The organism is Kitasatospora sp. NPDC094016 (assembly GCF_040304045.1).
In the GTDB taxonomy this organism is placed as follows: Bacteria; Actinomycetota; Actinomycetes; order Streptomycetales; family Streptomycetaceae; genus Kitasatospora.
In genome coordinates this window covers 1-24,076 of sequence record NZ_JBEOUK010000033.1, presented here as the reverse complement: position 1 = coordinate 24,076, position 24,076 = coordinate 1, and the positions used below count along the sequence as shown (strand labels likewise).

At 73.5% G+C, this 24,076-nt stretch carries 23 protein-coding genes; 17 read left to right on the top strand and 6 right to left on the bottom strand.

Features of this window, described 5'->3' with window-relative positions; genetic code table 11:
* The first annotated feature begins 9 nt into the window (after positions 1 to 9).
* Positions 10 to 1,197, top strand: coding sequence for an alpha/beta hydrolase (locus ABT015_RS26360; RefSeq protein ID WP_350883190.1), 1,188 nt, complete (start codon positions 10 to 12; stop codon positions 1,195 to 1,197).
* A gap of 156 nt (positions 1,198 to 1,353) precedes the next feature.
* Positions 1,354 to 2,697 (top strand): ABC transporter ATP-binding protein, encoded by a 1,344-nt coding sequence (locus ABT015_RS26355; protein ID WP_350883188.1) that lies wholly within the window; start codon positions 1,354 to 1,356, stop codon positions 2,695 to 2,697.
* 36 nt (positions 2,698 to 2,733) lie between these two features.
* Here ABT015_RS26355 and ABT015_RS26350 read toward each other — a convergent pair whose 3' ends face one another.
* Both ABT015_RS26350 and kdpB read right to left on the bottom strand, forming a co-directional pair.
* Positions 2,734 to 3,222 (bottom strand): universal stress protein, encoded by a 489-nt coding sequence (locus ABT015_RS26350; RefSeq protein WP_350883186.1) that lies wholly within the window; start codon positions 3,220 to 3,222, stop codon positions 2,734 to 2,736.
* Between the two features lie 169 nt (positions 3,223 to 3,391).
* Positions 3,392 to 5,650: a potassium-transporting ATPase subunit KdpB gene (gene kdpB / locus ABT015_RS26345; RefSeq protein ID WP_350883184.1), complete on the bottom strand. Its 2,259-nt coding sequence runs from the start codon at positions 5,648 to 5,650 to the stop codon at positions 3,392 to 3,394.
* Between the two features lie 379 nt (positions 5,651 to 6,029).
* Here kdpB and ABT015_RS26340 point away from each other — a divergent pair, with 379 nt between their 5' ends.
* From ABT015_RS26340 to ABT015_RS26330, 3 genes are all read left to right on the top strand, one after another.
* Entirely contained in the window at positions 6,030 to 6,233 is a 204-nt protein-coding gene (locus ABT015_RS26340; protein ID WP_350883182.1) for a hypothetical protein, read from the top strand.
* Between the two features lie 50 nt (positions 6,234 to 6,283).
* Positions 6,284 to 7,675, top strand: coding sequence for a diaminopimelate decarboxylase (lysA, locus tag ABT015_RS26335; protein WP_350883180.1), 1,392 nt, complete (start codon positions 6,284 to 6,286; stop codon positions 7,673 to 7,675).
* Positions 7,676 to 7,932: 257 nt separating this feature from the next.
* Complete coding sequence (locus ABT015_RS26330) at positions 7,933 to 8,529, top strand: isochorismatase family protein (RefSeq protein ID WP_350883178.1); 597 nt, start codon at positions 7,933 to 7,935, stop codon at positions 8,527 to 8,529.
* A gap of 46 nt (positions 8,530 to 8,575) precedes the next feature.
* On the opposite strand, the gene ABT015_RS26325 is transcribed toward ABT015_RS26330, so the two are convergent.
* Both ABT015_RS26325 and ABT015_RS26320 read right to left on the bottom strand, forming a co-directional pair.
* Entirely contained in the window at positions 8,576 to 8,785 is a 210-nt protein-coding gene (locus tag ABT015_RS26325; RefSeq protein ID WP_350883176.1) for a DUF397 domain-containing protein, read from the bottom strand.
* The gene (locus ABT015_RS26320; RefSeq protein ID WP_350883174.1) at positions 8,772 to 9,659 is read right to left on the bottom strand and encodes a helix-turn-helix domain-containing protein; all 888 of its coding nucleotides are present in this window, start codon (positions 9,657 to 9,659) and stop codon (positions 8,772 to 8,774) included. Before ABT015_RS26320 ends, ABT015_RS26325 begins: the two co-directional genes overlap by 14 nt.
* 274 nt (positions 9,660 to 9,933) lie before the next feature.
* On the opposite strand from ABT015_RS26320, the gene ABT015_RS26315 reads away from it, so the two are divergent.
* From ABT015_RS26315 to ABT015_RS26275, 9 genes are all read left to right on the top strand, one after another.
* Complete coding sequence (locus tag ABT015_RS26315) at positions 9,934 to 10,083, top strand: hypothetical protein (RefSeq protein ID WP_350883172.1); 150 nt, start codon at positions 9,934 to 9,936, stop codon at positions 10,081 to 10,083.
* 20 nt (positions 10,084 to 10,103) lie between these two features.
* Positions 10,104 to 10,358: a hypothetical protein gene (locus tag ABT015_RS26310; RefSeq protein WP_350883170.1), complete on the top strand. Its 255-nt coding sequence runs from the start codon at positions 10,104 to 10,106 to the stop codon at positions 10,356 to 10,358.
* A gap of 181 nt (positions 10,359 to 10,539) precedes the next feature.
* A complete protein-coding gene (locus ABT015_RS26305) occupies positions 10,540 to 11,274 on the top strand; it encodes a hypothetical protein (RefSeq protein WP_350883168.1) in 735 nt (244 codons plus the stop codon).
* Between the two features lie 20 nt (positions 11,275 to 11,294).
* Positions 11,295 to 12,521: a radical SAM protein gene (locus ABT015_RS26300; RefSeq protein WP_350883166.1), complete on the top strand. Its 1,227-nt coding sequence runs from the start codon at positions 11,295 to 11,297 to the stop codon at positions 12,519 to 12,521.
* A 220-nt stretch (positions 12,522 to 12,741) separates the two neighbouring features.
* Positions 12,742 to 14,085, top strand: a complete 1,344-nt coding sequence (locus ABT015_RS26295; protein ID WP_350883163.1) for an ABC transporter substrate-binding protein — start codon at positions 12,742 to 12,744, stop codon at positions 14,083 to 14,085.
* Complete coding sequence (locus ABT015_RS26290) at positions 14,082 to 15,002, top strand: carbohydrate ABC transporter permease (RefSeq protein WP_350883161.1); 921 nt, start codon at positions 14,082 to 14,084, stop codon at positions 15,000 to 15,002. The genes ABT015_RS26295 and ABT015_RS26290 overlap by 4 nt, the downstream gene beginning before the upstream one ends.
* A gap of 71 nt (positions 15,003 to 15,073) precedes the next feature.
* Positions 15,074 to 15,904, top strand: coding sequence for a carbohydrate ABC transporter permease (locus ABT015_RS26285; protein WP_350883159.1), 831 nt, complete (start codon positions 15,074 to 15,076; stop codon positions 15,902 to 15,904).
* A gap of 2 nt (positions 15,905 to 15,906) precedes the next feature.
* Entirely contained in the window at positions 15,907 to 17,628 is a 1,722-nt protein-coding gene (locus ABT015_RS26280) for a glycoside hydrolase family 36 protein (RefSeq protein ID WP_350883157.1), read from the top strand.
* A 44-nt stretch (positions 17,629 to 17,672) separates the two neighbouring features.
* Positions 17,673 to 18,713 carry a LacI family DNA-binding transcriptional regulator gene (locus ABT015_RS26275; protein ID WP_350883155.1) on the top strand — a complete coding sequence of 347 codons (1,041 nt, stop codon included), beginning with the start codon at positions 17,673 to 17,675 and terminating at the stop codon, positions 18,711 to 18,713.
* An 8-nt stretch (positions 18,714 to 18,721) separates the two neighbouring features.
* Here ABT015_RS26275 and ABT015_RS26270 read toward each other — a convergent pair whose 3' ends face one another.
* Positions 18,722 to 19,546 (bottom strand): DeoR/GlpR family DNA-binding transcription regulator, encoded by an 825-nt coding sequence (locus ABT015_RS26270; RefSeq protein WP_350883152.1) that lies wholly within the window; start codon positions 19,544 to 19,546, stop codon positions 18,722 to 18,724.
* 168 nt (positions 19,547 to 19,714) lie between these two features.
* Here ABT015_RS26270 and galT point away from each other — a divergent pair, with 168 nt between their 5' ends.
* Both galT and galK read left to right on the top strand, forming a co-directional pair.
* Positions 19,715 to 20,815 carry a galactose-1-phosphate uridylyltransferase gene (gene galT, locus ABT015_RS26265; protein WP_350883150.1) on the top strand — a complete coding sequence of 367 codons (1,101 nt, stop codon included), beginning with the start codon at positions 19,715 to 19,717 and terminating at the stop codon, positions 20,813 to 20,815.
* A complete protein-coding gene (gene galK / locus ABT015_RS26260; protein WP_350883147.1) occupies positions 20,812 to 21,990 on the top strand; it encodes a galactokinase in 1,179 nt (392 codons plus the stop codon). Before galT ends, galK begins: the two co-directional genes overlap by 4 nt.
* A gap of 95 nt (positions 21,991 to 22,085) precedes the next feature.
* Here galK and ABT015_RS26255 read toward each other — a convergent pair whose 3' ends face one another.
* A complete protein-coding gene (locus tag ABT015_RS26255; protein ID WP_350883145.1) occupies positions 22,086 to 22,991 on the bottom strand; it encodes an NADPH-dependent F420 reductase in 906 nt (301 codons plus the stop codon).
* A gap of 4 nt (positions 22,992 to 22,995) precedes the next feature.
* Between ABT015_RS26255 and ABT015_RS26250 the strand changes: the two genes are divergently transcribed.
* Positions 22,996 to 23,835, top strand: a complete 840-nt coding sequence (locus tag ABT015_RS26250; RefSeq protein ID WP_350883143.1) for a helix-turn-helix domain-containing protein — start codon at positions 22,996 to 22,998, stop codon at positions 23,833 to 23,835.
* Positions 23,836 to 24,076: the final 241 nt, after the last annotated feature.

The following is a 24,076-nucleotide window of genomic DNA, read 5'->3' as shown; positions in this document are numbered from 1 at the left end:
GGAGGCCGGATGGGACTCACCAGTCACAAGCTGCTGGCGCTGGTGGCACTGTTCGCGGTGTTCACGGTGCTCGGCACGCTCTGGGTCTGGCCCCGGCTGGCCGTCCGCAGCTGGCCCGCGGTGTTCCTGCGGCTCGGCACGATCGCCGTCACCCAGTTCGCCCTGCTGGCCACCCTCGGGCTCGCCGTCAACGACGACTTCGTGTTCTACAGCAGCTGGTCGGACCTGTTCGGGCGCGACCGCGGGACGGGCGTCATCCAGACGGGCGGCCCGTCCGTCAGCCCGACCGCCGTCCCCTCCGGCACCCCTTCCGGCACCCCCGGCAGCGCCCCGGCCGAGGTGCCCGCCGGGGTGCAGGTGCTCGGCACCGCGGAGATCACCGGCGCGGACGGGGCCGACCGCGACCCGGCCACCATCGGGCGGCTCGACCGGGTCCGGCTGCCCGGCGGCACCACCGGGCTCAGCACCGACGGGTACGTCTACCTGCCTCCGCAGTACTTCCGCCCCGGCGCCGAGACCCGGCACTTCCCGGCCGCCCTGGTGATGACCGGCTTCCCGGGGGACGCCGCCAACCTGGTCACCAAACTGCGCTACCCCGCGTACGAACTCGACCTGCTGCGCCGGGGGACGATGAAGCCGACCGTGCTGGTGCTGGTGCGCCCCTCGCCGTCGATGCCGCGCGACAGCGAGTGCGAGGACGTCCCGAACGGCCCGCAGGCCCAGCGCTACTTCACCACCGACGTGCCGGCCGACCTGCGAGCCTCCTACCGGGTGCTCGACGGCACCGGCTCCCTCGGCGTGATCGGCGACTCCACCGGGGGCTACTGCGCCGTCAAACTCGGCATGGTCCACCCGGAGACCTTCCCGGTGGCGGTCTCGCTGTCCGGTTACTTCAAGGCCGCCGAGGACGCGACCACCGGCGACCTCTTCGGCGGCAGCCGGCAGCGGCGCGACGAGGCCGACCTGAACTGGCGCCTCGCCCACCTGCCGATGCCCGCCCTCGCCGTCCTCCTCGCCGACAGCAAGGAGGACGGCCACGGCTACGCCGACTCCGTGGCCTTCGCCGCGGCCGCCCGCCCGCCGCTGGTGGTCACCCAGGCCACCGTGGAGACCGGCGGGCACAACTTCACCACCTGGACCAGGCTGCTCCCGCCGTCGCTGACCTGGCTGAGCGACCACCTGCGCGACCCGCGGTGACGCCGGCCGCCCCCTGGTGCCGACGGCCGGACGGCGGCCGAGAACGTCGGCGGGGTGGTCACTCCTGAGCCATTGTGTGGCAGGAGGGTTGCCTGGGGGCTCAACTTCAGGGTAGGCAAACCTAAGTGATTCCGATTCGGGGGGAGGACGCGCGCAATGACAGTGACCGAGAACCCGACCGCCCGGGTCGACCGGCTCGCCATCGCCCTCGCGGACGGCACCCCGCTGCTCGCCCCGGTCAGCCTCGACCTGCGCCCCGGGCGCGTGCACGCCGTCACCGGCCCCTCCGGCGCGGGCAAGACCACCCTGCTGCACGCCCTCGCCGGTGCCCTGCCCCCAGGCGCCCGGGCCACCGGACTGGTCACCGTCCTCGGCCAGGACGTCCTCGCCCTCGCCCCCGAAGCGCTGCGCCGGTTGCGCCGTCACCGGCTCGCCTTCCCCGGCGCCCTCTCGGGTGGCCAGCAGCGCCGCGTCGCCCTCGCCCGGGCCCTCGCCCGCCGCCCCGACCTGCTGCTCCTCGACGAACCCGGCGCCGGCCTGGCCCCTGCCCTGCGGGACGAGATCGCCGACCTGCTGCGCGAACTCGCCCGCCGGCACGGCATCGCCGTCGCGCTCGCCAGCCACGACGCCGCCTTCGTCGCCCGCTGCGCCGACGAGGTGCACGTCCTCGCCCCGGCCCGCCCCGGGGCGGGCGGCGACGCCGTCCGGGCCGAGGCCGGCCGTACGTCCGGACCGGTCGCGGCGCGCACCGCCGTCGGGCTGGCCGCGCTCGGCGTCGAAGCCCACGTCGGGTACGGGCGCGGGCGGCGCCGGATCCTCGCCGGGGTCGACCTGCACCTCGCCCCCGGCAGTTGCACCGGCATCATCGGCCCCTCCGGCACGGGCAAGACCACCCTGGTCCGGGTCCTCGCCGGGCTCCACCCGCCCACCGGCGGCACCCTCACCCTGGACGGCGCCCCGCTGGCCGGCTCGCACCACGCCCGCACCCGCGAGCAGCGCCGCCGCGTCCAACTCGTCCCGCAGAACCCGCTCGGCGCGCTCAACCCGGCCCGGACCGTCGGCGCCACCCTCACCCGGCCGCTGCGGCTGCACCACACCACCCCGCACGAGCAGTGCCCCGGCCGGGTCGCCGAACTGCTGGCCGCCGTCGGCCTCCCCGCAGGCCTGGCCGCCCGGCACCCGGCCGAGCTGTCCGGCGGTCAGCGTCAACGCGTCGCCATCGCCCGGGCGTTGGCGGCCGGGCCGGACGTCCTGCTGTGCGACGAGGTGACCTCGGGGCTGGACGCCGAGACGGCCGCGGGCATCATGACCCTGCTGGGTCGGTTGCGGGTCGAGCGCGGGGTGGCGCTGGCGCTGATCAGCCACGACCTGCCGCCGGTGCGCGAACACGCGGACGCGGTGGTGCGGTTGGGGGCGGCGCCGGGGCGGTCCCGGACCAGGGGCCGTGGAGCGGCGGGCCCGGGCGCGATGGCGCCCGCCGGCTCGGCGTGGGTGAGGTGACGCGCCGAGCCGGCGGGCGGGTTCGGGGACGTGCTGTCAGGCACGCCCGAGCAGCGGGAGCGGTGCCCCGGTGCGGGCGGGGAGTTCGAGCCGGGTCAGCAGCGCGGAGGGCGAGACCTCGACCACCCGGCAGCCCGCGCGGTGGCGGCAGTGCCGGGCCACCGAGCCGTGCCGCAGCCGGTCGAACCGGCGGCGGGTGGCGGCGCCGAGGACCAGCAGGTCCTCCGGCCCGGTGACGGCGCCGACCAGGGCCGGCCCGGGCTCGGCCCTGACCACCAGCGGGTGGATGACCAGTCCGGCCGGATAGCCGCCGTAGGCCTGCTCGAAGGCGATGTCCAGCCGCCGTCGGGCGGCGTGCTCCAGTTCGGACAGCGGGCGCAGGCCGTCGCGTTCGCCCGCGTTCCACGCGGCCACCGGCACCAGCACGGCCTCGCTGCGGGCCGCCTCGCCGACGGCGTGGTAGAGGGCGGCCAGACTGCTCAGTGATCCGCTCAGGCCGACGATCACTCGGGTGGTCCCGGTCATGGCCGTTCGCCTCCGTTTCTCCGGTCGGGTACTCCCGGTTCCGTACTCCTTGGTTCGGATGATTCCAGTGAACCCCGGAACCGGGCCGTCCGTACCGCCGCTGATGGCTCCATGACGCCGGTCGCACACTTCTTGACGGCCTTCTGACAGCTCCGTCGCGCCGTGCGCCTCAGCCGAGGCCCGGCACGAACTGGATCAGCAGGTCGATCGCCTTGATGCCGAGGAACGGCAGGATCAGCCCGCCCAGCCCGTACACCCGCAGGTTGCGGCGGAGCAGGTCGGTGGCGGAGGCGGGCTGGTAGCGGACGCCGCGCAGGGCGAGCGGGATCAGGGCGACGATGATCAGTGCGTTGAAGATGATCGCGGAGGCGATCGCCGAGGTCGGGCTGTGCAGTTCCATGATGTTGAGGTGGTGCAGCCCGGGGTAGGCGTTCGCGAACATGGCGGGGATGATCGCGAAGAACTTGGCCACGTCGTTGGTGATCGAGAAGGTGGTCAACGCGCCCCGGGTGATGAGGAGTTGCTTGCCGACCCGGATGATGTCGATCAGCTTCGCCGGGTTGGAGTCGAGGTCGACCATGTTGCCGGCCTCCTTGGCGGCCGGGGTGCCGGAGTTCATCGCGACGCCGACGTCGGCCTGGGCGAGCGCGGGGGCGTCGTTGGTGCCGTCGCCGGTCATCGCGACAATGTTCCCGGCGGCCTGCTCGCGGCGCAGGTGGGCGAGCTTGTCCTCGGGGGTGGCCTCGGCGAGGAAGTCGTCCACCCCGGCCTCGGCGGCGATGGCGCGGGCGGTGAGCGGGTTGTCGCCGGTGACCATGACGGTGCGGATGCCCATCCTGCGCAGCTCGGCGAAGCGCTCGGCGATGCCCTCCTTCACCACGTCCTTGAGTTCGACCACGCCCAGCGCGCGGGCGCCGTGCCGGTCGTGGACGGCTACCAGCAGCGGGGTGCCGCCGGCCTCGGCGATCCGGTCCACCAGCGGCTTGGCCTCCATCGGCATCCGCCCGCCGGAGTCCACCACCCAGCGGGCGACGGCGCCGGCGGCGCCCTTGCGGATCAGGCAGTTCGCCCCGTCGGGCCAGGTCAGGTCGACGCCGCTCATCCGGCTGTGCGCGGTGAACGGGACGGGCCGCTGCTCGCCGAGTTCGCCGGGGGCGCGGGGCGGCACCCAGTACTGGCGGTTCGTCAGTTCGACGAGTGAGCGCCCCTCCGGGGTCTCGTCCGCGACGGAGGCCAACTGGGCTGCCTCGGCGAGCTGTTCGGTGCTCGCACCGGGCAGCGGGTGCAGTGCGACGGCCCGGCGGTTGCCGTGGGTGATGGTGCCGGTCTTGTCGAGCAGCAGCACGTCGACGTCCCCGGCGGCCTCGACGGCCCGGCCGGAGAGGGCGACGACGTTGCGCTGGACCAGCCGGTCCATCCCGGCGATGCCGATCGCGGACAGCAGCGCGCCGATGGTGGTCGGGATGAGCGCGACCATCAGGGCGACCAGCACCACGGTGGTCTGCGGCGCGTGCGCGTAGATCGCCATCGGCTGGAGCGAGACCACCGAGAGCAGGAAGACGATGGTGAGCGAGGCGAGCAGGATGTTGAGCGCGATCTCGTTCGGGGTCTTCTGCCGGTTGGCGCCCTCGACCAGGGCGATCATGCGGTCGACGAAGCTCTGCCCGGGCCGGGAGGTGACCCGGACGACCAGGTGGTCGGAGAGCACCCTGGTGCCGCCGGTGACGCCGGTGCGGTCACCGCCGGACTCGCGGATCACCGGCGCGGACTCCCCGGTGATCGCCGACTCGTCGACGGAGGCCACCCCCTCGACCACCTCGCCGTCCTGCGGCACGACCTCGCCGGCCGGCACCAGCACCACGTCGTGCAGCATCAACTGCTCGGCGGGGATCACCTCGTGGCGGTGGTCGCGGGCGCCGACCCGCCAGTGCAGCAGCCGCCGGGCGGTCGTCCCGGCCTGGGTGCGGCGCAGCGAATCGGCCTGCGCCTTGCCCCGGCTCTCGGCGACGGCCTCGGCGAGGTTGGCGAACAGCACGGTCAGCCAGAGCCAGAAGCCGATCACCCAGGCGAACACGCTCGGGTGGATCACCGCGCTGAGCGTGGTGAGCGCGGAGCCGGTCTCCACCACGAGCATCACCGGGTTGCGCATCATGGTGCGCGGGTGGAGCTTGCGGACGGCGGCGGGCAGGGCCTCGGTGAGCTGGCGGCGGGTGATGAGCCGGCGGCGGCCGCCGTCCGGGCCGGTCGGTCGGTGGCTCGGCCGGTGGCTCGGGTGGTGGCTCGGGTGGTGCTGCGGTTGGTGCGACCGGTCGTCCGGTCGGTCGTGCGGTCGGTCGTGCGGGGGTTGCTCGCGGACGCCCTCCGGGCGGCGGAACCAGTCGGTTCGGGGCGTGGTGGTGTCCGGGGGAGTGAGGGCCGAACGGCGCATCGTCTCGGAAGACCTTCCGGGCCGCCCCGGGCTGCGGGGCAACGGGGCGGCGGACTCGGTGGCGGCGGGGACGGCGGCCAGCCCACCACCGGATCCGCGCCCGCCACGCGCCTCTTGACGCGGGTTTGGCGTGTGGGCGGCCGTCCTTGACGGCTCCCTGACATCCGGACCGGGCGGGCGTTCGGAGGCTCGTACGGACGTTCGGGGGCGCGTTCGGCTGTACGGGTGAGGGCCGGGGCGGCGGATGTCAGGAAGGCGTCAAGGACGCACGGCGGAGCGTAGGCCACGCGTCAAGGCCCGGTGCGATCGGCGTCCGGTGGGCATCCACTGGAACCGAGGGCCGCACCACGGCGGCCCGCCCGAGCCCGAGGAGCCTCCCGTGAGCAGCACGATCGCCACCGCCGTCGACCAGTCGCCGCGCCGCCTGGTCCGCCTGTTGCCTGCCGGCGTCCGGCAGGACCGACAGGAGCGACAGGAGCTTCAGGACAGCCCCGAGCCGCCCGAACCGGCGCCCGCGACCACAGTCGGCCACGACCGCGGCCGCCCGGCGCACTGCCGGATCGCGATGCAGTTCGAGGACTGACCCCGCCCACCGCGTGCCGCAACCCCGCCCCGCCCCGTAGGAGTACCGCCATGACGCAGCTGACCGCCCCGTCCGTCCCCTCCGCCGCCCCCGCACCCTCCACCGGCACCTCCACCGCCCGACCCGGCGCCCCGGCCGTCGACGCGCTCGGCGGCCCCTGGCCGGCCTCGGCGCGGCCCGGCCCCGGCGGCGACGTGCTGGTCGGCGGGGTGGGGCTGGCGGAGGCGGCCGAGCGGTTCGGCACCCCGCTGTACGTCCTGGACGAGGCCGAGGTGCGGGGCCGCGCCCGGGCGTACCGGCGGGCGCTGCCGCACGCCGAGGTGCTGTACGCCGCCAAGGCGTTCCTGTGCAGCGCGATGGCCGACTGGGCGGCCGAGGAGGGCCTGGGCCTGGACGTCTGCTCCTCCGGCGAGCTGTGGCTGGCCGCCTCGGCCGGCTTCCCGGCGCAGCGGATCCTGCTGCACGGCAACGCCAAGTCCCCGGAGGAACTGCGGCTGGCCCGGCGGCTGCGGGTCGGGCGGATCGTGATCGACGGACCGGCGGAGATCGCCCGGCTGGCCGCCCTGGTGGCCGCCGACACCCCGCAGCGGGTACTCGTCCGGGTCGTCCCGGGGATCGCCGCCGGACACCACACGGCGGTCCAGACGGGAGTGGGCGGGCAGAAGTTCGGCTTCCCGATCGAGGGCGGCGACGCGGCCGACGCGATCGCCCGGGTGCTCGACCAGCCCGGGCTCGAACTGGCCGGCCTGCACTGCCACCTGGGCTCGCAGATCACCGAGGTCGAGCCCTACCTCCAGGCGGTGGACGCGCTGGTGCGGCTGCTCGCGGAGATCCGGGAGCAGCACGGCGTGGAACTGCCCGAACTGGACCTCGGCGGCGGCCACGGCATCCGCTACCTGCCGGGGGACGCCGAGTTCGACGTCGCCGACTTCGCCGTCCGGGTGACCGACCGGCTGGCGGTGCGCTGCGCCGAGGCGGGCCTGGAGGTGCCGCGGCTGATCGTCGAGCCCGGCCGCGCGTTGGCCGGCCCGGCCGCCGTCGCCGTGTACCGGGTGCTGTCGGTGAAGCACACCGCGGACGGCCACTGCTTCGCCGCCGTGGACGGCGGGATGAGCGACAACCCGCGCCCGGCGCTGTACGGATCGGCGTACAGCGTCCGCCTGGTGGGCCGCCGCTCGGAGGCGGGCGCGGCCCGGGTGGACGTGGTGGGCCGGCACTGCGAGGCCGGCGACGTGCTGGTCCGCGACGCCGTGCTCCCCGCCGACCTGCGCGCGGGGGACCTGCTGGCCGTCCCGGCGGCCGGGGCGTACCAGTTGTCGATGGCCTCCGGCTACAACCTGGTCGGCCGCCCGGCGGTGGCCGCCGTGAAGGACGGCCGGGCCCGCCTGCTGATCCGCCGGGAGACGGTGGAGGACTTCCGCCTCCGCGAGGTCGGCCGGTAGCCGAACGCCGTCGCGCGAGAGGTCGGCCCCGTCGACTTCTCGCGCGGCTCCTGGCCGGACAGGGCCTCGGGGTTCGGGGTTCGGGGCTCGGGGCTCGACGTGCGGCTCGCGGACCTGGCCTGGCGGCGCGGCCGGGATGCGCCGATCGCCGCGCCGGGGCCCGTCCGGGTGAACGGCAGCCCGGGTTGCTTCGTCCACGCACCTCGAAGGCGTCAAGCTGGCCGCGAAATCCCGTACCCCCGAGGAAAGGCCGGTCGATGGCTCGCGCGCTGATCGTGGTGGATGTGCAGAAGGACTTCTGCGAGGGAGGGAGCGTCCCGGTCGGCGGGGGCGCCGACCGGGCCCGGGCGATCGCCGAGCTGGTCCAGGGCCCGGAGCGGGCGGGCTGGGCGCGGGTGGTCGCGACCCGGGACCACCACATCGACCCGGGCCCGCACTTCTCCGCGCAGCCGGACTTCCGGGAGTCCTTCCCGGTGCACTGCGTGGTCGGCAGCGAGGGCGGCGAGTTCCACCCGTCCTTCGCGCCCGCCGTCGACGCGGGCGCGGTGGACGAGGTGTTCTTCAAGGGCGCGCACTCGGCGTCCAAGAGCGGGTTCGAGGGTTTCGCGGCGGACGGCACCCGGCTCGCCGACTGGCTGCGCGGCCAGGGCGTGGAGGCGGTGGACGTGGTCGGGATCGCCACCGACCACTGCGTGAAGGCGACGGCGCTGGACGCCGTGAAGGCCGGGTTCGCGACCAGGGTGCTGCTGGACTACACGGCGGGCGTGGCCACCGACACCACGGTCACCGCCCTCGGCGAACTCCGGCAGGCGGGCGTGGATCTGACGGGCACGCCGGTCGTGCTGGCCGGATGAGGTTTGCGCGAGAAGTCGGCCTGGCCGACTTCTCGCGCAGGTGTGTTCAGGCGTTCGGGATTTCGCCGCCCTTGAGGGCGGCGACGAACGCCGTCCAGGCGTCGGCCGGGAAGACGAGCGCCGGGCCGCCGGGGTCCTTGGAGTCTCGAACGGGGACGATGCCGTCGCTGAGGATCGCGACCTCAACGCAAGCGGATTGTCCGTTGCTGCGGGTGGACTTGAACCACACCGCTCCTGTCAGATCAACCGTGTCCATAACTTCCTGCCACTTCGGAGATCAGCTGCTTCGACGCCTGCTCACTGAGCGCTGTCTCCCAGATGTTCGTGAACGCGGCGTCGTAGCGTTCCACTTCGTTGGGCTTGTCCAGATACAGGTCGCCGGTGAATCCGTCCGCATAGACGGTCGGCGGCTCCGTCTCGGAACCGTCGCCGTTGAGCGGGAAGCGCAGAATTCCGAACGGGCCTGACAAGACGCCCAGGTGCAGGCCCGCGTCGAACGGGACCACCTTGATGGTGACGTTGGGCAGCTCGCTCACCTCCAGCAGGTGGGCGAGCTGCCCAGCCATGACTTTGCCGCCCCCGACGGGTCGTCGCAGTACCGCCTCGTTGAGTGCGACGTCGAAGACCGGTGGATCGGTGACCCTGGTGAGAAGCACCTGGCGAGCCGAACGGAGATGGACTCGTCGCTCGATCTCGTCGTCGACTTCGTGAGGGTTGTGCGCTCGCATGATCACGCGTGAGTAGTCCTCGGTCTGCAGCAGACCGGGAACCAACTCGCTCTCATACCAAGCGATCTTCGAAGCCGCTTCTTCCAACCCGATGAAGAGGTCGAACCCCTCCGGGATCACATCCCCGTAGGCGTGCCACCAACCCCGAGCTTTGGTCTCCTTCGCCAGCCCCATCAGGGCTTCGGTCAGTTCGGCCGGTGCGCCGTAGACCTTGCACATGGCCTCGACATCGAGGCTTCGCAAGGACGTGTGACCGCTCTCGATGCGCCACATCTTCGCTTCCGACCACTCCAGGCTGCGAGCCGCTGCCCGCACCGTGAGTCGCGATCGGTTGCGCAGATCACGCAGGTACCGCCCGAGTTGCCTGCGCGGCACCGTTGATCCAGTGGGCCCTTCCGGCACGGCCTTCCCCTTCCTGGCTTCCAGTATGAAGCACCGTCAGCGCTCGAAATGAAAGCACCCGTGCGCCCGCTTCGCAATGAAAGTCAACCGAACGAGTTACACCATTCGAATGCCCCAAAATGAAGCCTTGCAGATTGCGGAGCGTTTTGGGCAAACTACGGGCAGTAGTCCGACTGCTCGCCCACAGCGATCTGACGGTCGGCCACCCGGGTATTTCCATGCCTCTTTCTGGCCGACGTCGCCTACTGCGAGCCACACCGGAGGAGGTTCCGCCATGCCCGGAACGTTGGAGAAGTGCTCGTGCCGGCTGCCCCGGCACCGCAAATCCGTTCCCGCCGTCCGGCGGCTGGTCCGTGACCGCCTCGCCGACCGGCCGACTGGCATCGTCCGGGTCGTCCGGGCGCAGATCGGGGGCGTGCGGTGAGCGACGGTCTTCCCTTCTCCGTGACCGTCGAGATCGTGGGCTTCACCGAGCCCACCAGCTTTGCGAGTCTCTTCGATGCCCTTGACGTCCTCCGGGGCGGCCTCGCCGTGCTCCCGCTGGACGCCGACCAGGCCGCTTGCCTGGCCGGTCAGTTCGGGCCCTGGGCCGCCGGGGGGATCGCCCACCGGCTGTACCACTTCGGCGCGGTGGGGGCGGTCGCGTTCGTCGGGCTGGATGCCCATCCGATCTACCTGCGGCGGGCGGCGCCTGAGTGACTGGCCTGGACCGCTTGTGTCGGTCCGTCAGCTGTGATGTGTGAGATATGTGGTGCAAACACGACCATGTGTGGCGGGTCGCTGTTAGGGTGCCCATCTGAACGCCAACTCTCCATGATGTGAGCGGCATTGGAAGAGAGGGCGTCGACTCCACCTCCGTAGCCGACACCCGAGGAAGCGCGTGAGACCCGAAGACGTCCCCCTGCTGTTCCAGGAGCTGGCCCGCGAGTTCGCGGACGTGACCGACATGTCGGTGGCGGCGACCGGCTCGTTGGCCCGAGGCGAGCACCGCACCGGGCCCGCCGGCGACATCGTCTCCAACCTCGACCTGATCCACGTCGTGGCCGACGGGGCCGACGTGCCGGAGGTCCGGGCCGTGCTGGGGCGGACGATGCGGCGGATCTCCGACACGTTCCGGATCGAGACGACGTCCGTCATAGCCAGGCTCCCGGCGTTCCGGCTGGCCGGCCACGCCCACTACCGGATCAGCATGCGGCCCGAGTGGTTCTGCGACGGCCTCGGGCTCGGGCCGGAGGCCTTCGACTATCCCGGCCACGACGAGGACGACCCGCGCGCGGCGCTGGCCTGGATGATGCAGCCCGTCCCCTACTACCTGGCCAAGGCGACCGTCCTGGACCCGACGACCAACCTCGCCAAGGCCCGCAGGGCGGCGATGCGGCTGGCCGACCGGTTCGACCTGGAGGACATGCGCGAGGGCCTCGACGACCTGCCGGGTTCGCTGCGCACCTTGATCGCCAAGCACGACATCGCCCCGCTCGAATCCACCGCCCGCTACCTCGCCGCCCCCACCCACCCCGCCATCGCGCAGCTCGTCCGCGACGCGGTCTTCGTCGAGGGCATGGGCCTGTCGTCCGCCGACTCGATGGTCGTCATGCTGCCGTCCGCCCCGAACTGACCCGTACCGGAGAACACCGAATGCCCACCCGGCAGCACGTGGAGATCCTGCCCCCGCACCCGTTGCGGGCCGGCTACGACCGGGCCCTGGAGCGCGGGTCGATCGCCGACGCGTTCCAACGGCGCCTGGAACCCGCCAACTTCACCCCCGGCTACCTCGGCGCCCTGACCGAGCGGGTCGAACAGGCCCTGGGTCAGGACCCGGGGGACGAGGCCATGCGGTGGCGCCTGGCCTTCCTCCTGCTCCAGAACAACGCCACCGCGGCCGGCGTCGAGCGGGCCGGGGAACTGCTCGCCGGCGCCACCCTCCCGCAGGCCGTCCGCCTGGCCCGGCTCGTGGCCGGGATCCGCGGGAGGGCCGACCAGCCGCGTACCGGCCGCCGCGTCCGGCGGGTCAACTGGTCGATCAACAACCGCTGTCCGATGTCCTGCCAGGGCTGCTACAACCCGTTCGCGGCGGAGCAGATCGACCTCGGCCAGGCCAGGCGGATCGTCGGGAAGCTGGCCGCGCACGGGACCACCGACCTGGTCCTGGCCGGAGGTGACCCGCTGCTGTGGCCGCCGATCTTCGACGTGGTCGACGACGCCGTCGCCAGTGGTCTCAAGGTCGGCCTCGACACCACCGGCTACACGCTCACCGCCGAGAAGCTCTCCCGGCTCCACGGCCTGTCCTCGCTGCGGCTGCCGCTGGACGCCGTCACGCCGGAGGTGCAACGGGCCTTCCGCCGGAGCCCGGACGACAGGCTCCTCGACGCGTTGCTGGAGTCCCTCGCCCTGTGCGACGCCGAGGGCTTCGACCGGGTGCGGGTGCACACCGTGGCGAGTGCCGAGAACCTCCACCAACTGCCGGAGCTGGCGGCGGAGGTGCTGTCCCACCCGTCGGTCGCCCAGTGGGTGATCTTCCAGTGGTGGGGACGGCGGGCCTCGCCGGCCACGGTGCGCAGGCTCGGTGTGGCGGTGGAGGAGGTCCGCGCGGTCGTCGACGGGATCCGGCGCGACCACCCCGGCCGGGAGATCCACCTCGCGGAGAGCAGCGAGCGGGAGCTGCTGAACTGGATGATCCAGTCGAGCGGGCAGGTGGTCACCTTCGGGTCGGGCGCGGAGGAGGAGTTCATCCTGGGCAACCTCCTGTCCGACGAGGTCGAGGAGATCCTGACCCATCCGATCCTGGACTTCGAGGCCATGGCGCGGGGGATCCCGGTCACCCCGGGGACCGTGTTCGGCGCTCCGGACGCGGCCCTGGGATAACAGAACGGTTTCGGAGCCCACCCTCTCCGCGCCCAGGTCTTGACGGCGCGGGGAGGGTGGGCGTTTGCTGTGACCCGCTCGTTCGAACCTGTTTGGTTCTGATCTGTTTTGTGTATTTGAACGTTCAAAACCATTCAAAACCCTTCAAGGCCCCCCTCCCGCCTCACCCACCACCCTTCCTGTTTCAACCCTTCCTCGCCACCCCTCAGAGAGGAATGCAATGTCACACCTTTCCCGTCGTGATCTGCTCCGAGCCTCAGGAGCGGGCCTGCTGGCCCTGACCGCCGGCGGCACGCTCGCAGCCTGCGGCGACTCCGGCTCCGGGGGCGCCTCGGGCGGGGACGCCGACACCGGCAACATCACCGTCTGGTCCTGGGCCACGGCCGCCGAAGCCCTGCGCGGGATCGTCCCGGCCTTCCAGAAGGACAACCCGGGGATCACGGTCGACGTCCAGGACATCGGCGAACCGGCCATCTGGGACAAGATCACCGTCGGCCTGGCGGCCGGCGGCCAGGGTCTCGGCGACGTGCTGCACATCGGCTGCGACTACCTGCCCGGATACCAGGAGAAGTTCCCCGGCGGCCTGGCCGACCTCTCCGCGCTCGGCGCCGACGCGCACAAGGACAAGTTCGCCAAGGGCCTGTGGCCCGTCGTCAGCGGCAAGGACGGCCACGCCTACGCGCTGCCCTGGGAGGTCAACCCGCTCGGCTTCTTCTACCGCAAGGACTACTTCGACAAGGCGGGCATCGACCCCGAGTCCTTCGCCACCTGGGACGACCTGCTCGCCGTGGCCGACCGTTTCAAGGCCGCCAACCCCGGCGTCGCCCTGATCGGCATCAACAGGGCCGCCAACCCCACCCCCGACCTGGACTTCGTCCAGGGCCTGATGCAGTTGCAGGGCGCCTTCTACTTCGACCTCCAGGGCAGGATCACCGTCGGCTCGGAGCCCGCCGTGCGCGCCCTGACCATCGTCAAGCGGCTGGACGAGGCCGGGCTGATCGGCGACACCCCCGGCGTCCAGAGCTGGCCGCCCGTGATGAAGGCCGGCAAGCTCGCGGTGGCCGCGATGCCCGCCTGGGTCGCGCACTACCTGGAGAAGAAGATCCCCGACCAGAGCGGCAACTGGCGTCTCACCAAGCCCCCGGCGGTCACCCCCGGCGGCAAGCGCACCGCGCTGGTCAACTCCACCCACCTGGCCGTCGCCGCCTCCAGCCCGCGCCGCCGCGCCGCCTGGAAGTTCGTCGAGTACGCGGTCACCCGCCCGGCCTCGGTGAACGCCATGTTCAACGCGGGCGGCGTCTTCCCGGCCCTCACCGAGGCCTACACCGACCCGCTGTACGCCGAACCGAGCGCCTACTACGGCGGGCAGCCGGTGCTCAGGACCTTCGCCGACCTCGCCACCGAGGGCGGCTACCCCACCAACTACTCCGGTGACTACGCCCGCGCCCTCAAGCTCGTCAGCGACGCCCAGGTCAAGGTCCTCCTCAAGGGCGCCGACCCGGCCGCCGTCCTCCAGGACGCCGCCAAGCAGCTCGCCCAGCAGACCGGGCGCGGTACCGCATGAGTGCCGCCAGCCCGCCCGCCGCCCTCGCCGGGAGGTCCGCAGCGCCGCGCCGGTCCCGCCTGCGGCGCGCCGCCGTACCGTACCTGCTGCTGGCCCCCGCCCTGCTGACCTTCGGCGTGTTCAAGGCCTACCCGGTCGTCGAGTCGCTGCTGCTGTCCTTCACCACCGGCTCCGGCGCGGCCACCCGCGACGCCGGCCTCGCCAACTACCGTCGCCTGCTGGACGATCCGCTGTTCTGGACGGCCCTGTCCAACACCGGCGAGATCCTCGTCATTCAGGTCCCGCTGATGCTCGGGCTGGCCCTGCTGATGGCCGTCGGCATCAACTCCGCGCTGGTGCGCTGGCGCACGGTGTGGCGGCTCGGCGTCTTCATGCCCTCCGTCACCGGCCTGGTCGCCACCGGCGTGATCTTCGCCTACCTGCTCAAGACCGACGACGGCGCGGTCAACCGGGTGCTGAACGCCGTCGGCCTGCCCTCCGTCGACTGGCTGGGCCAGCCCGTCTGGGCCCGGATGGCCGTCGTCGTGGTGCTCACCTGGCACTACACCGGATACAACGCCGTCATCTACCTCGCCGGACTCCAGTCCATTCCACGGGAGTTGTACGAGGCCGCGATGGTCGACGGCGCCGGACCGATCCGCCGCTTCACCTCCGTCACCGTCCCTGCGCTGCGCCCGGTGCTGCTGTTCACGGTCGTGCTCTCGACCATCGGCACGCTCCAGCTCTTCGACGAGCCGTACGTGCTGACCGGCGGCGGGCCGGACAACGCCACCCTGACCGTCTCCATGTACCTGTACCAGAACGGCTTCCGGTACTACGACTTCGGCTACGCCTCCGCCGTCGCCTACGCCCTCACCCTGCTCGTGACGGTGCTCGGCGCCGTCCAGATGCGCCTGATGGGAGAGCGCGACAAGTGACCTCCCCAAGCGATACCTCCAAGAGCGATACCCCCCGGAGCGGTACCCCCCGGAGCGAGGCCGCCGGGCGCGTGAACCCCCTCGGGAAGCTGCGCGGCTGGCCGCTGACCTTCCTCCTCGCCGGCGTCACCGGGCTGTCGATCGCCCCCTTCTACTGGCTGGTGGTCTCCTCCACCCGCAAGGACACCGAGGTCTTCGACTGGCCGCCCAAGCTGCTGCCCGGCGGGAGCCTCGGCGAGAACCTGAGCCACCTGGAGCAGAAGATCGGCCTGCTCAGGGTGGTCGGGAACTCCCTGCTGGTGGCGGGGGTCCAGACGCTGGGCGCCCTCGTCGTGGCGCTGCTCGCGGGCTACGCCTTCGCCAAGTTCCGCTTCCGCGGCCGGACCCTGCTGTTCGCGCTGCTGTTCTCCACCCTCGTGGTGCCCGAACAGGTCATGCTGGTGCCGCTGTTCAAGATGATGACGAACTTCGGCCTGCTGGACACCTACCAGGCGCTGATCCTGCCCGGCCTGTGCGTGCCCTTCGCCGTCTTCCTGATGCGGCAGTCGCTGAGCAGCCTGCCGGACGAACTCCTGGACGCCGCCCGGGTCGACGGCGCGGGCGAGTTCCGGGTGCTGTTCAGCGTGGTGGTGCCGGTCATGAGGCCCGTGCTGGCAGCCCTCTCGATCTTCCTCTTCCTCGGCTCCTGGAACCAGTTCGTCTGGCCGCTGATCGCTCTGCGCAGCCCCGGGATGCACACCCTGCCGGTCGCCCTCGCGACCCTGCACGGCAACAAGAGCAACACCGACTACGGCGCGATCCTCTCCGGCACCGCGCTGTCCACCCTGCCGATGATGGTCCTCTTCCTGGTCCTCCAACGGCAGTTCATCTCCGGCCTGCTGGCCGGCGCCACGAAGGGCTGAACATGACCGAGATCTGGGAACCGCACGCCCCCGCCGTCGCCGGCGGCCTGCGTCCGCTCCACGCCGAGGGCCTGGACCTGCGGGTCAGCGGGAACGCGACCGCCCGCGGGGCGGGCGACGGAATCGTCGAGGTGACCGCCGAGGGGGAGGGCGACGTCCGGATCGAGTGGCGGGTGCCGTGCGTGGACGCCACCGCGTTCTGGACACCCGAGCCGCGCGGCACCGGCCGGCTGCCCGCCGCGTGGAGCGCCCCACGTCGCACCGGCCTGGCCGACGGCGCCCCGATCGCCGCCCTGATCGGCACCGGCGACCTCGCGATCTGCGCCTTCGCCGCCGAGCGCGTCGACGTCCTGACCGGTGCCGGAGTGCTGGAGGAGACCGGCGAGTTCCGCTTCTGGGCCCAGGCCGCCGGCCGGCTGACCGTCCGCATCGACACCTCCCGCCGGCACTTCGCGCGCTGCCTGGCCGACCTCGCCGCCTGGTGGTGGGCGGGCCGCGCGGCCGACATCCCCGCCATCCCCGAGGCCGCCCGCCGCCCCGCCTACTCCACCTGGTACTCGATGCACCAGGACGTCTCGCCGAAGGCCGTCGAGACCCAGGCCGCGCTCGGCAAGGAGCTCGGCATGGACGTCATCATCGTCGACGACGGCTGGATGACCGCCGACCGCACCCGCGGCTACGCGCACTGCGGCGACTGGGAGCCGGTCTCGCTGCCCGACACCGCCGCCCACGTCCAGCGCGTCCACGACCTCGGCGTGCAGTACCTGCTCTGGTACGCGCTGCCGTTCATCGGCAAGGACAGCGCCGCCTTCGAGGCGATCGGCCGCTACGCGCTCGCCGACGCCGCCCATCTGGGCGCGATCGTCGCCGACCCGCGCTACCCCGAGGTCCGCGCGTTCCTGGCGGGCCGGCTCGCCCGCGCCGTCGAGGAGTGGGGCATGGACGGGCTGAAGGTCGACTTCGTCGACTGGTTCGCCCGCGCCGACGCGCCGGAGCCCGGGCCCGAGGCCGACTGCGCCACCGTGGACGAGGGCGTCGAGCGGCTGCTCGCCGCGATCCGCGGCCGGATCACCGCGGTCAAGCCGGGGGCGATGATCGAGCACCGCCAGCCGTACGTCAGCCCCGGAATGTGGCCGTACGTCACCATGGTCCGCGCCACCGACTGCCCGCTCAGCCCGCAGGAGAACCGGCAGCGCACCATCGACGTGCGGCTCGCCGCCGGGCCCGTCCCGGTCCACGCCGACATGCTGATGTGGCACCCGGCCGAGCCGCCCGAGCAGATCGCCTGCCACCTGATCAACGTGCTGTTCTCGGTGCCGCAGGTCTCCGTGGACCTCGCGGCGCAGAGCCCGGGGCAGCGCGCGGCGATCGCCTTCTGGCTCGGCGTCTTCCGCGAGCACGTCGCCACCCTGCAGCTCGGCGAACTGCGCCCGGCCCGGCCGGACCTCGGCTACCCGATGGTCACCGCCGTCGGGGGCGGCACCGTCGCGGTGGCCCGCTACGCCGCGCTGCCGGTGGACGTCTCCGGTGCGCACTGGCGCACCCTGCTGGTCGCCAACGCCGACGCCGACCCGGACGTCCGGCTCACCGGCGGCGACGGGACGGCCGAGGCCACCGTGCAGGACGCCCGAGGGCGTATCGTCCGGCGGGGCGAGGTCGAGCTCGGCCGGGCGGGCGGCATCTCCGTGCCGCGCGGCGGGCTGCTGACCCTGCGCCGTCCGTAGAACCGAGCACCCGTCAGAGCCGAGCAGCCGTCCTGGAGCCTCCGATGCCCGAGGGAACACCCCGACCGCGCCGCGGCGCCACCACCATCGAGGAGGTGGCCCGCGCGGCCGGGGTGTCCCGGCAGACCGTCTCCAACGCGCTCAACGCGCCCCAGCGGGTCCGCCCGGACACGCTGGCCCGGGTGGCCGCGGCGATCCGCGAACTCGGCTACCAGCCCGACCAGTCGGCGCGCTCGCTGCGCAGCGGCGCCCGGCGCACCCTCGGCTACCTCGCCCCGGTGGACGACCCGTTCGACCCCAACCCGCTGATGGCCGGCTTCCTGGAGGCGCTGGTCGACGCGGCGGGGGCGTGGGGGCAGCGGGTGCTGCTGTTCCGCCCGGGGCGGGGTGCGGCCGAGGGGGCGGCCGGCCCGCCGGCGGCCATCGACGAACTGGTGGCGGCCCGCCAGGTCGACGGACTGGTGCTGGCGGACGTGCTGGACGACGACCCCCGGATCGGGCACGTCGTCCGGACCGGCCTTCCGTTCGTCACCTTCGGACGGACCGGCCCGGGGCAGCCCCAGCACTGGGTCGACATCGCCAACGACACGGCGATGGCCGTGGTCGTGCGGCACCTGGCGGCGCTCGGCCACCGCCGGATCGGGTACGTCGGCCGCGCCGAGGACCTGCCGTGGATGGCCGCCCGGCGGGCGGGCTTCCTCGCCGAGGCGGCCCGGCTGGGCCTGTCCGCGGTGACGGCGGCGCGGCCGGACGTCGCGGCCGTGCGGGAGCTGCTGCGCGGGCCCGAGCGGCCGACGGCCTTCGCGGCGGGCAGCGACCTGCTGGCGCTGGACGTCTACGAGGCCGTCCGGGCGGAGGGACTGGCGGTCGACCCGGCGGGGGTGGCGGTCACCGGCTTCCACGACACACCGCTCTGCCGCCACCTGCACCCCGCGCTGACCTCGGTGCGGCTCCCGCTGCGGGCGATCGCCGCCGCCCTGGTGGAGCGGCTGCTCGGCCAGGTACGGGGGGAGGCGCCGCCGGCGGGAGGGCTGGAGCTGGCCGCCGAGCTGGTGGTGCGGGCGAGTTCCCGGACGAGTCCGTAGCGGGCCCGTCAGGCCGGGTTGCCCTGCTCCCCGGTCGGGGCGACGATCAGCTCGCCGACCAACCGGGCTGCCGCCGCCCGGTGTTCGGCCGCCAGCGCGTCGTCGGTGACCAGCACGTCCAGTTGTTCCAGCGTGGCGAAGGAGGCCAGGCCGACCGCGTTCCACTTGGTGTGGTCGGCCACCACGACGACCCGGCGGGCGGACTGGAGGAAGGTCCGGTTGGTCTCCGCCTCGGCCAGGTTCGGGGTGGTCAGGCCGGCCTCGGCCGAGAGGCCGTGGCAGCCCATGACCAGCACGTTGACGTGCAGCGAGCGGATCGCCTGGTCGGCGACCGGCCCGACCAGCGCGTCGGAGGGCGTGCGGACGCCGCCGGTGCGGATCACCGTCGCGGTGGCGGGGGTGCCGTCCTCGTCGGGTTCCTCCAGCAGCTCCGCGATCCGCAGCGAGTTGGTGACGACGGTGAGGCCCTCGACGGCGCGCAGCTGCCGGGCGACGGCGAAGGTGGTCGTCCCGGCGGCCAGCCCGACCGCCGAGCCGGGCGGCACCAGGGCGGCGGCGGCCCGGGCGATGGCCTCCTTGGCGGGCAGCTGCCAGTTGGCCTTGGTCTCGAACCCGGGCTCGCCGCTGGCCGCCGCCTCCATGCGCACCGCCCCGCCGTGCACCTTGTGCACCAGCCCGCGGCGGGCCAGCGCGTCCAGGTCGCGGCGGATGGTCATGTCGGACACCCCGAGGTCCCGGACCAGTTCGGTCACCCGGACGCCGCCGCGCGCGCGGACCCGCTCCAGGATCAGCACGCGGCGCTGTCCGGCGAGCGGTTGGGCGCTGTCAGCCATCGGGGGTGCTCCTCGGGTCGGGGTGGTCCGCGTGACCGTTCGCCCGGCAGGCCGTCCGGCGGGCCGCGGTCACCGCCATCATGGCAGGCGCGGACCCCTTCCGGACAGCCAGGCCTGATGGATAATGTTGGATATTGTTGTTTCGTGTCGGATAGAGGGAAGAAGGCCATGGCCGGGACCCTGACCCAGCCCACCGCCAAGACCGCGACCACGCTCGCGGACGGGCGACAGCTGATCTACTACGACAGCGGCGCGGCCGTCCACCGGGACGCCGTCGACCGGCGCCCGCTCGACCCGCCCGCCCACGGCTCCGAGGTCCGGCTCGACCCGGCCACCGGGGCCTGGGTCACCGTCGCCGCGCACCGCCAGGCCCGCACCTACCAGCCCCCCGCCGAGGAGTGCCCGCTCTGCCCCTCCCGGGACGGCCGGCACAGCGAGATCCCCGCCGACGACTACCAGGTGGCCGTCTTCGAGAACCGCTTCCCCTCGCTGGCCGGCCCCCCGGCGGCGCTGGAAGGCGTCGGCGGACTGCGGGTCAGCGGCCCCGGCGCCGGGCGCTGCGAGGTGGTCTGCTTCACCGCCGACCACGACGCCTCCTTCGCCGACCTCGACGAGCGGCGGGCCCGCCTCGTCCTCGACGCCTGGACCGACCGCACCGCCGAACTCGCCGCCCTCCCCGGCGTCCGGCAGGTCTACTGCTTCGAGAACCGGGGCGCCGAGATCGGCGTCACCCTCGCCCACCCGCACGGCCAGATCTACGCCTTCCCCTTCACCACCCCGCGCACCGCCCGGATGGCCGCGCGCGCGGCCGAACACCGCGCCGCCACCGGCCGCAGCCTCTTCGACGACCTGCTCGCCGCCGAACGCGCCGACGGCGCCCGGGTGGTGCTCGCCGGCGAGCACTGGACGGCCTTCGTCCCCTTCGCCGCCCGCTGGCCGTACGAGGTGCACCTCTACCCGCACCGCCGGGTCGCCGACCTGACCGGCCTCGACGAGCCGCAACGTGCCGAATTCCCGCGCCTCTACCTGGAGTTGCTGCGCCGTTTCGACCGCCTCTTCGGCGCCGGCCGCACCCCTTACATCTCCGCCTGGCACCAGGCGCCCGCCGGCCAGGAGGACGAACTCGCCCTCCACCTGGAGCTGTTCACCATCCGGCGCGCCGCCGACAAGCTCAAGTTCCTGGCCGGGGTGGAATCCGGCATGGACGCCTTCGTCAACGACGTCACCCCCGAGGACGCGGCCCGCCGGCTGCGGGAGGCAGCCCTGTGACCACGCCCGCGAACACGCCCGTGAAGACTCCGGTGGACACCCCCGTGCTCTCCTTCGAAGAGCTCCACGGCCACGCCCCCGAGGGGGAGTGGGCCGCCCCCGGCCGGGTCAACCTGATCGGCGAACACACCGACTACAACCTCGGGTTCGTGCTGCCGATCGCCCTCCCGCAGGCCGTCCGCGCCCAGGCCCGGCGCCGCGACGACGGCCGGCTGCGGCTCTGGTCCGCCCAGGGCGACGGGGTGGTCGCCGACCTGGCCGTCGCGGACCTGGCCCCGGGCTCGGTGACCGGTTGGGCGGCCTTCCCGGCCGCCGTGGTGTGGGCGCTGCGCGAGGCCGGGCACCCCGTCGGCGGCGCCGATTTCCGGCTGGAGAGCGACGTGCCCAGGGGGGCCGGGCTGTCCTCCTCGGCCGCCCTGGAATGCGTCGTCGCGATCGCGTACGACGACCTGTACGGGCTGGGGCTGTCCGCCCCCGAACTCGCCCTGATCGCCCAGCGGGCCGAGAACGACTTCGTCGGCGTCCCCTGCGGGATCATGGACCAGATGGCCTCGATGTGCTGCCGCCCGGGCGCCGCCCTGCACCTCGACAGCCGGGACCTGGCGATGCGGCAGGTGCCGCTGGACCTCGCCGGCGCCGGCCTCGCCCTGCTGGTCCTCGACACCCGGGTCAAGCACGATCTCGGCGACGGCGCCTACGCCGCCCTGCGGGCCGGCTGCGAACGGGCGGCCGCGCTGCTCGGGCTGCCCGCGCTGCGCGAGCTGACGCCCGCCGCCCTGCCGACCGCGCTGCCCCGACTCCCGGAGGAGCTGAGGCCGCTGGTGCGCCACGTGGTCACCGAGAACGAGCGCGTCACGGCCGCCGTCGCCCACCTGGACGCCGGCCGGCCCGCCGCGCTCGGCCCGATCCTCACCGCCGGCCACGCCTCGCTGCGCGACGACTACCGGGTCTCCTGCCCCGAGACGGACCTCGCCGTCGAGGCCGCCCTCGCCGCCGGCGCCCACGGCGCGCGGATGACCGGCGGCGGCTTCGGCGGCTCGGTGATCGCCCTCGTCGACGCACCGGCCGCCGACACCGTCGCCGCCGCCGTCACCACCGCGTTCCGCGCGGCCGGCTACGCGGCCCCGCGCACCCTCACCGCCGTCCCGGCCGAGGGGGCCCGCCGCACGGGCTGACCGGGCCCGTCGAGGTCGGCTCGGCGCGGGTCACGGCTTCCGGGGGTCACACCTTCCCGGGGGTCACACCTTCGCGGGTTCGGGCCTTCCCGGGGTCACGCCTTGTGGTCCGCCGGGCGCTCCGGAGAAGCCTCCGCGAGCGCCCGGGTGACCGCCTCCACCCCGGCGCGCAGCCCGTACACCGGCGTGCCCGGCTGCTGGCGCCAGGACTCGTCGATCCCGCCCGCGTCCACGGTGTCGAAGCCCAGCTCGTCGATCAGCGCCCGGACCACGCGCTTGGCCGCCTCGTCGTCCGCCGCCACCGGCACGGCGATCCGCTCAGGGTCGCCCTCCGGGCGCGGCCGCTCCAGCAGGTCCTGCGCGTAGGTGCCGTTGAACGCCTTCACCACGGGGTGGCCGAGGTGCCGCTCCGTCCACCGGCTCTCGGTCAGCCCGTCGTCCTCGATCGCGTCGATCCGGCCGTCGCGCTGCTGCGGGTAGTAGTTGCCGGTGTCGATCACCGCCGCGCCCGCGGCCGCGCCGTCCAGCAGCCCGGCCGGCAGGTCCGGCACGTTCTTCAGCGGCACCGTCACCACCACGACCTGGGCCCCGCGCGCCGCCTCGGTGGCCGGCACGGCCGTCGCGCCCGTCTCCTCGGCCAGGGCGGCCAGCGACTGGGGACCGCGCGAGTTGGCCACCGAGACGTCGTGCCCGAGCGCCGTCAGCCGTCGGGTCAGGTTGCCGCCGATGTTGCCCGCACCGATGATGCCGATCTTCATGTCAGACCCCTGTTCGCGAGTGTCACACGTCTGTCGTCCTGCCCCAACCACCCGGTGGCGCCGTCGATTCCCGGTGCAGGGTGGTTCTTCCGGACCCAGGGCCGGGCCGAGCCTGGCCCCGGTTCCGCGGCCGTCGGGAGAGTGGGGGCCATGACCGAGCCCGCGACCGGCCGCGCCCCGGTGCCGGCCGTGCCTGGTCCCGGCAGGGCCAGGCACGGCCGCCCGCCTCCGGGTGAGAATCATCCCCATGAACCCGACCAGTGCCCTGAGCGAGTTCCTCCGCACCCGCCGCGCCCGGCTGCGGCCCGAGGACGTCGACCTGCCCGACTACGGCGGCCGCCGCCGGGTCGCCGGGCTCCGCCGCGAGGAGCTCGCCCACCTCGCCGGGGTCAGCGTCGACTACTACACCCGCCTCGAACAGGGCCGCGTCGGCAACCCCTCCGAAGCCGTCCTCGACGCCGTCGCCCGCGCCCTGCAACTCGCCCCCGACGAGTCCGGCCACCTCCACCGCCTCGCCCGCCCCACCCGCCGCGCGCCCCGCCGCCGCACCGCCCCGCAGCAGCCCCGCCCCTCCCTGCTGCGGCTGCTCGACCAGCTCGACCACGTCCCGGCCCTGGTGATGGGCCACCGGATGGACGTCCTGGCCTGGAACCGCGCCGCCGTCGCGCTGTTCGGCGACTACGGCGCCCTGCCGGTCGAGGAGCGCAACATCGCCCGCGGCACCTTCCTCGACCCGGCCTCGCGCGAGCTCTACGGCGACTGGACGGCCTGCGCCCGCGAGAACGTCGCCTTCCTCCACCTGGAGGCGGGCCGCCGCCCCCACGACCCCCTCCTCGCCGAACTCGTCGGCCGACTCTGCGTCCACAGCGAGGAGTTCCGCCACCTCTGGGCCGAACACCCGGTCGCCGACAAGACCTCCGGCCGCAAGCTCTTCCACCACCCCATCGCAGGCCCCCTCGACCTCGCCTACGACACGCTCCGCCCCGCCGACGACCCGGACCAGGCGCTCGTCACCTACACCGCCGACCCGCACACCCCGTCGGACGACGCCCTGCGCCTCCTGCTCTCCTGGTCGGCGAGCCGCTGAGCGGCCCGCTCCAACGGCCGTCCGCCTGAAGGGCGCGAGAAAGAGGACCGGTCGTAGGCCCTCGCGGGGGTCGAGGGCCTACGACCGGGGTTCAGGGGCGGGCAGGTATCAGTCGAGATCGTCGCCGAAGTCGGGGCGGACGCCCATGGCGAACTGGATCTCGTCGTTGCTGGTGCCCGCGGCGACCATCGGCCAGACCATGGCGTCCTGGTGGACGATGAAGTCGATGACGACCGGGCGG

Coding starts and splice junctions, on each gene's coding strand:
- ABT015_RS26360 (WP_350883190.1), top strand. CDS start 10: ATGGGACTCACCAGTCACAAGCTGCTGGCGCTGGTGGCACTGTTCGCG.
- ABT015_RS26355 (WP_350883188.1), top strand. CDS start 1,354: ATGACAGTGACCGAGAACCCGACCGCCCGGGTCGACCGGCTCGCCATC.
- ABT015_RS26350 (WP_350883186.1), bottom strand. CDS start 3,222: ATGACCGGGACCACCCGAGTGATCGTCGGCCTGAGCGGATCACTGAGC.
- kdpB (WP_350883184.1), bottom strand. CDS start 5,650: ATGCGCCGTTCGGCCCTCACTCCCCCGGACACCACCACGCCCCGAACC.
- lysA (WP_350883180.1), top strand. CDS start 6,284: ATGACGCAGCTGACCGCCCCGTCCGTCCCCTCCGCCGCCCCCGCACCC.
- ABT015_RS26330 (WP_350883178.1), top strand. CDS start 7,933: ATGGCTCGCGCGCTGATCGTGGTGGATGTGCAGAAGGACTTCTGCGAG.
- ABT015_RS26325 (WP_350883176.1), bottom strand. CDS start 8,785: ATGGACACGGTTGATCTGACAGGAGCGGTGTGGTTCAAGTCCACCCGC.
- ABT015_RS26315 (WP_350883172.1), top strand. CDS start 9,934: ATGCCCGGAACGTTGGAGAAGTGCTCGTGCCGGCTGCCCCGGCACCGC.
- ABT015_RS26300 (WP_350883166.1), top strand. CDS start 11,295: ATGCCCACCCGGCAGCACGTGGAGATCCTGCCCCCGCACCCGTTGCGG.
- ABT015_RS26295 (WP_350883163.1), top strand. CDS start 12,742: ATGTCACACCTTTCCCGTCGTGATCTGCTCCGAGCCTCAGGAGCGGGC.
- ABT015_RS26290 (WP_350883161.1), top strand. CDS start 14,082: ATGAGTGCCGCCAGCCCGCCCGCCGCCCTCGCCGGGAGGTCCGCAGCG.
- ABT015_RS26280 (WP_350883157.1), top strand. CDS start 15,907: ATGACCGAGATCTGGGAACCGCACGCCCCCGCCGTCGCCGGCGGCCTG.
- ABT015_RS26275 (WP_350883155.1), top strand. CDS start 17,673: ATGCCCGAGGGAACACCCCGACCGCGCCGCGGCGCCACCACCATCGAG.
- ABT015_RS26270 (WP_350883152.1), bottom strand. CDS start 19,546: ATGGCTGACAGCGCCCAACCGCTCGCCGGACAGCGCCGCGTGCTGATC.
- galT (WP_350883150.1), top strand. CDS start 19,715: ATGGCCGGGACCCTGACCCAGCCCACCGCCAAGACCGCGACCACGCTC.
- ABT015_RS26255 (WP_350883145.1), bottom strand. CDS start 22,991: ATGATTCTCACCCGGAGGCGGGCGGCCGTGCCTGGCCCTGCCGGGACC.
- ABT015_RS26250 (WP_350883143.1), top strand. CDS start 22,996: ATGAACCCGACCAGTGCCCTGAGCGAGTTCCTCCGCACCCGCCGCGCC.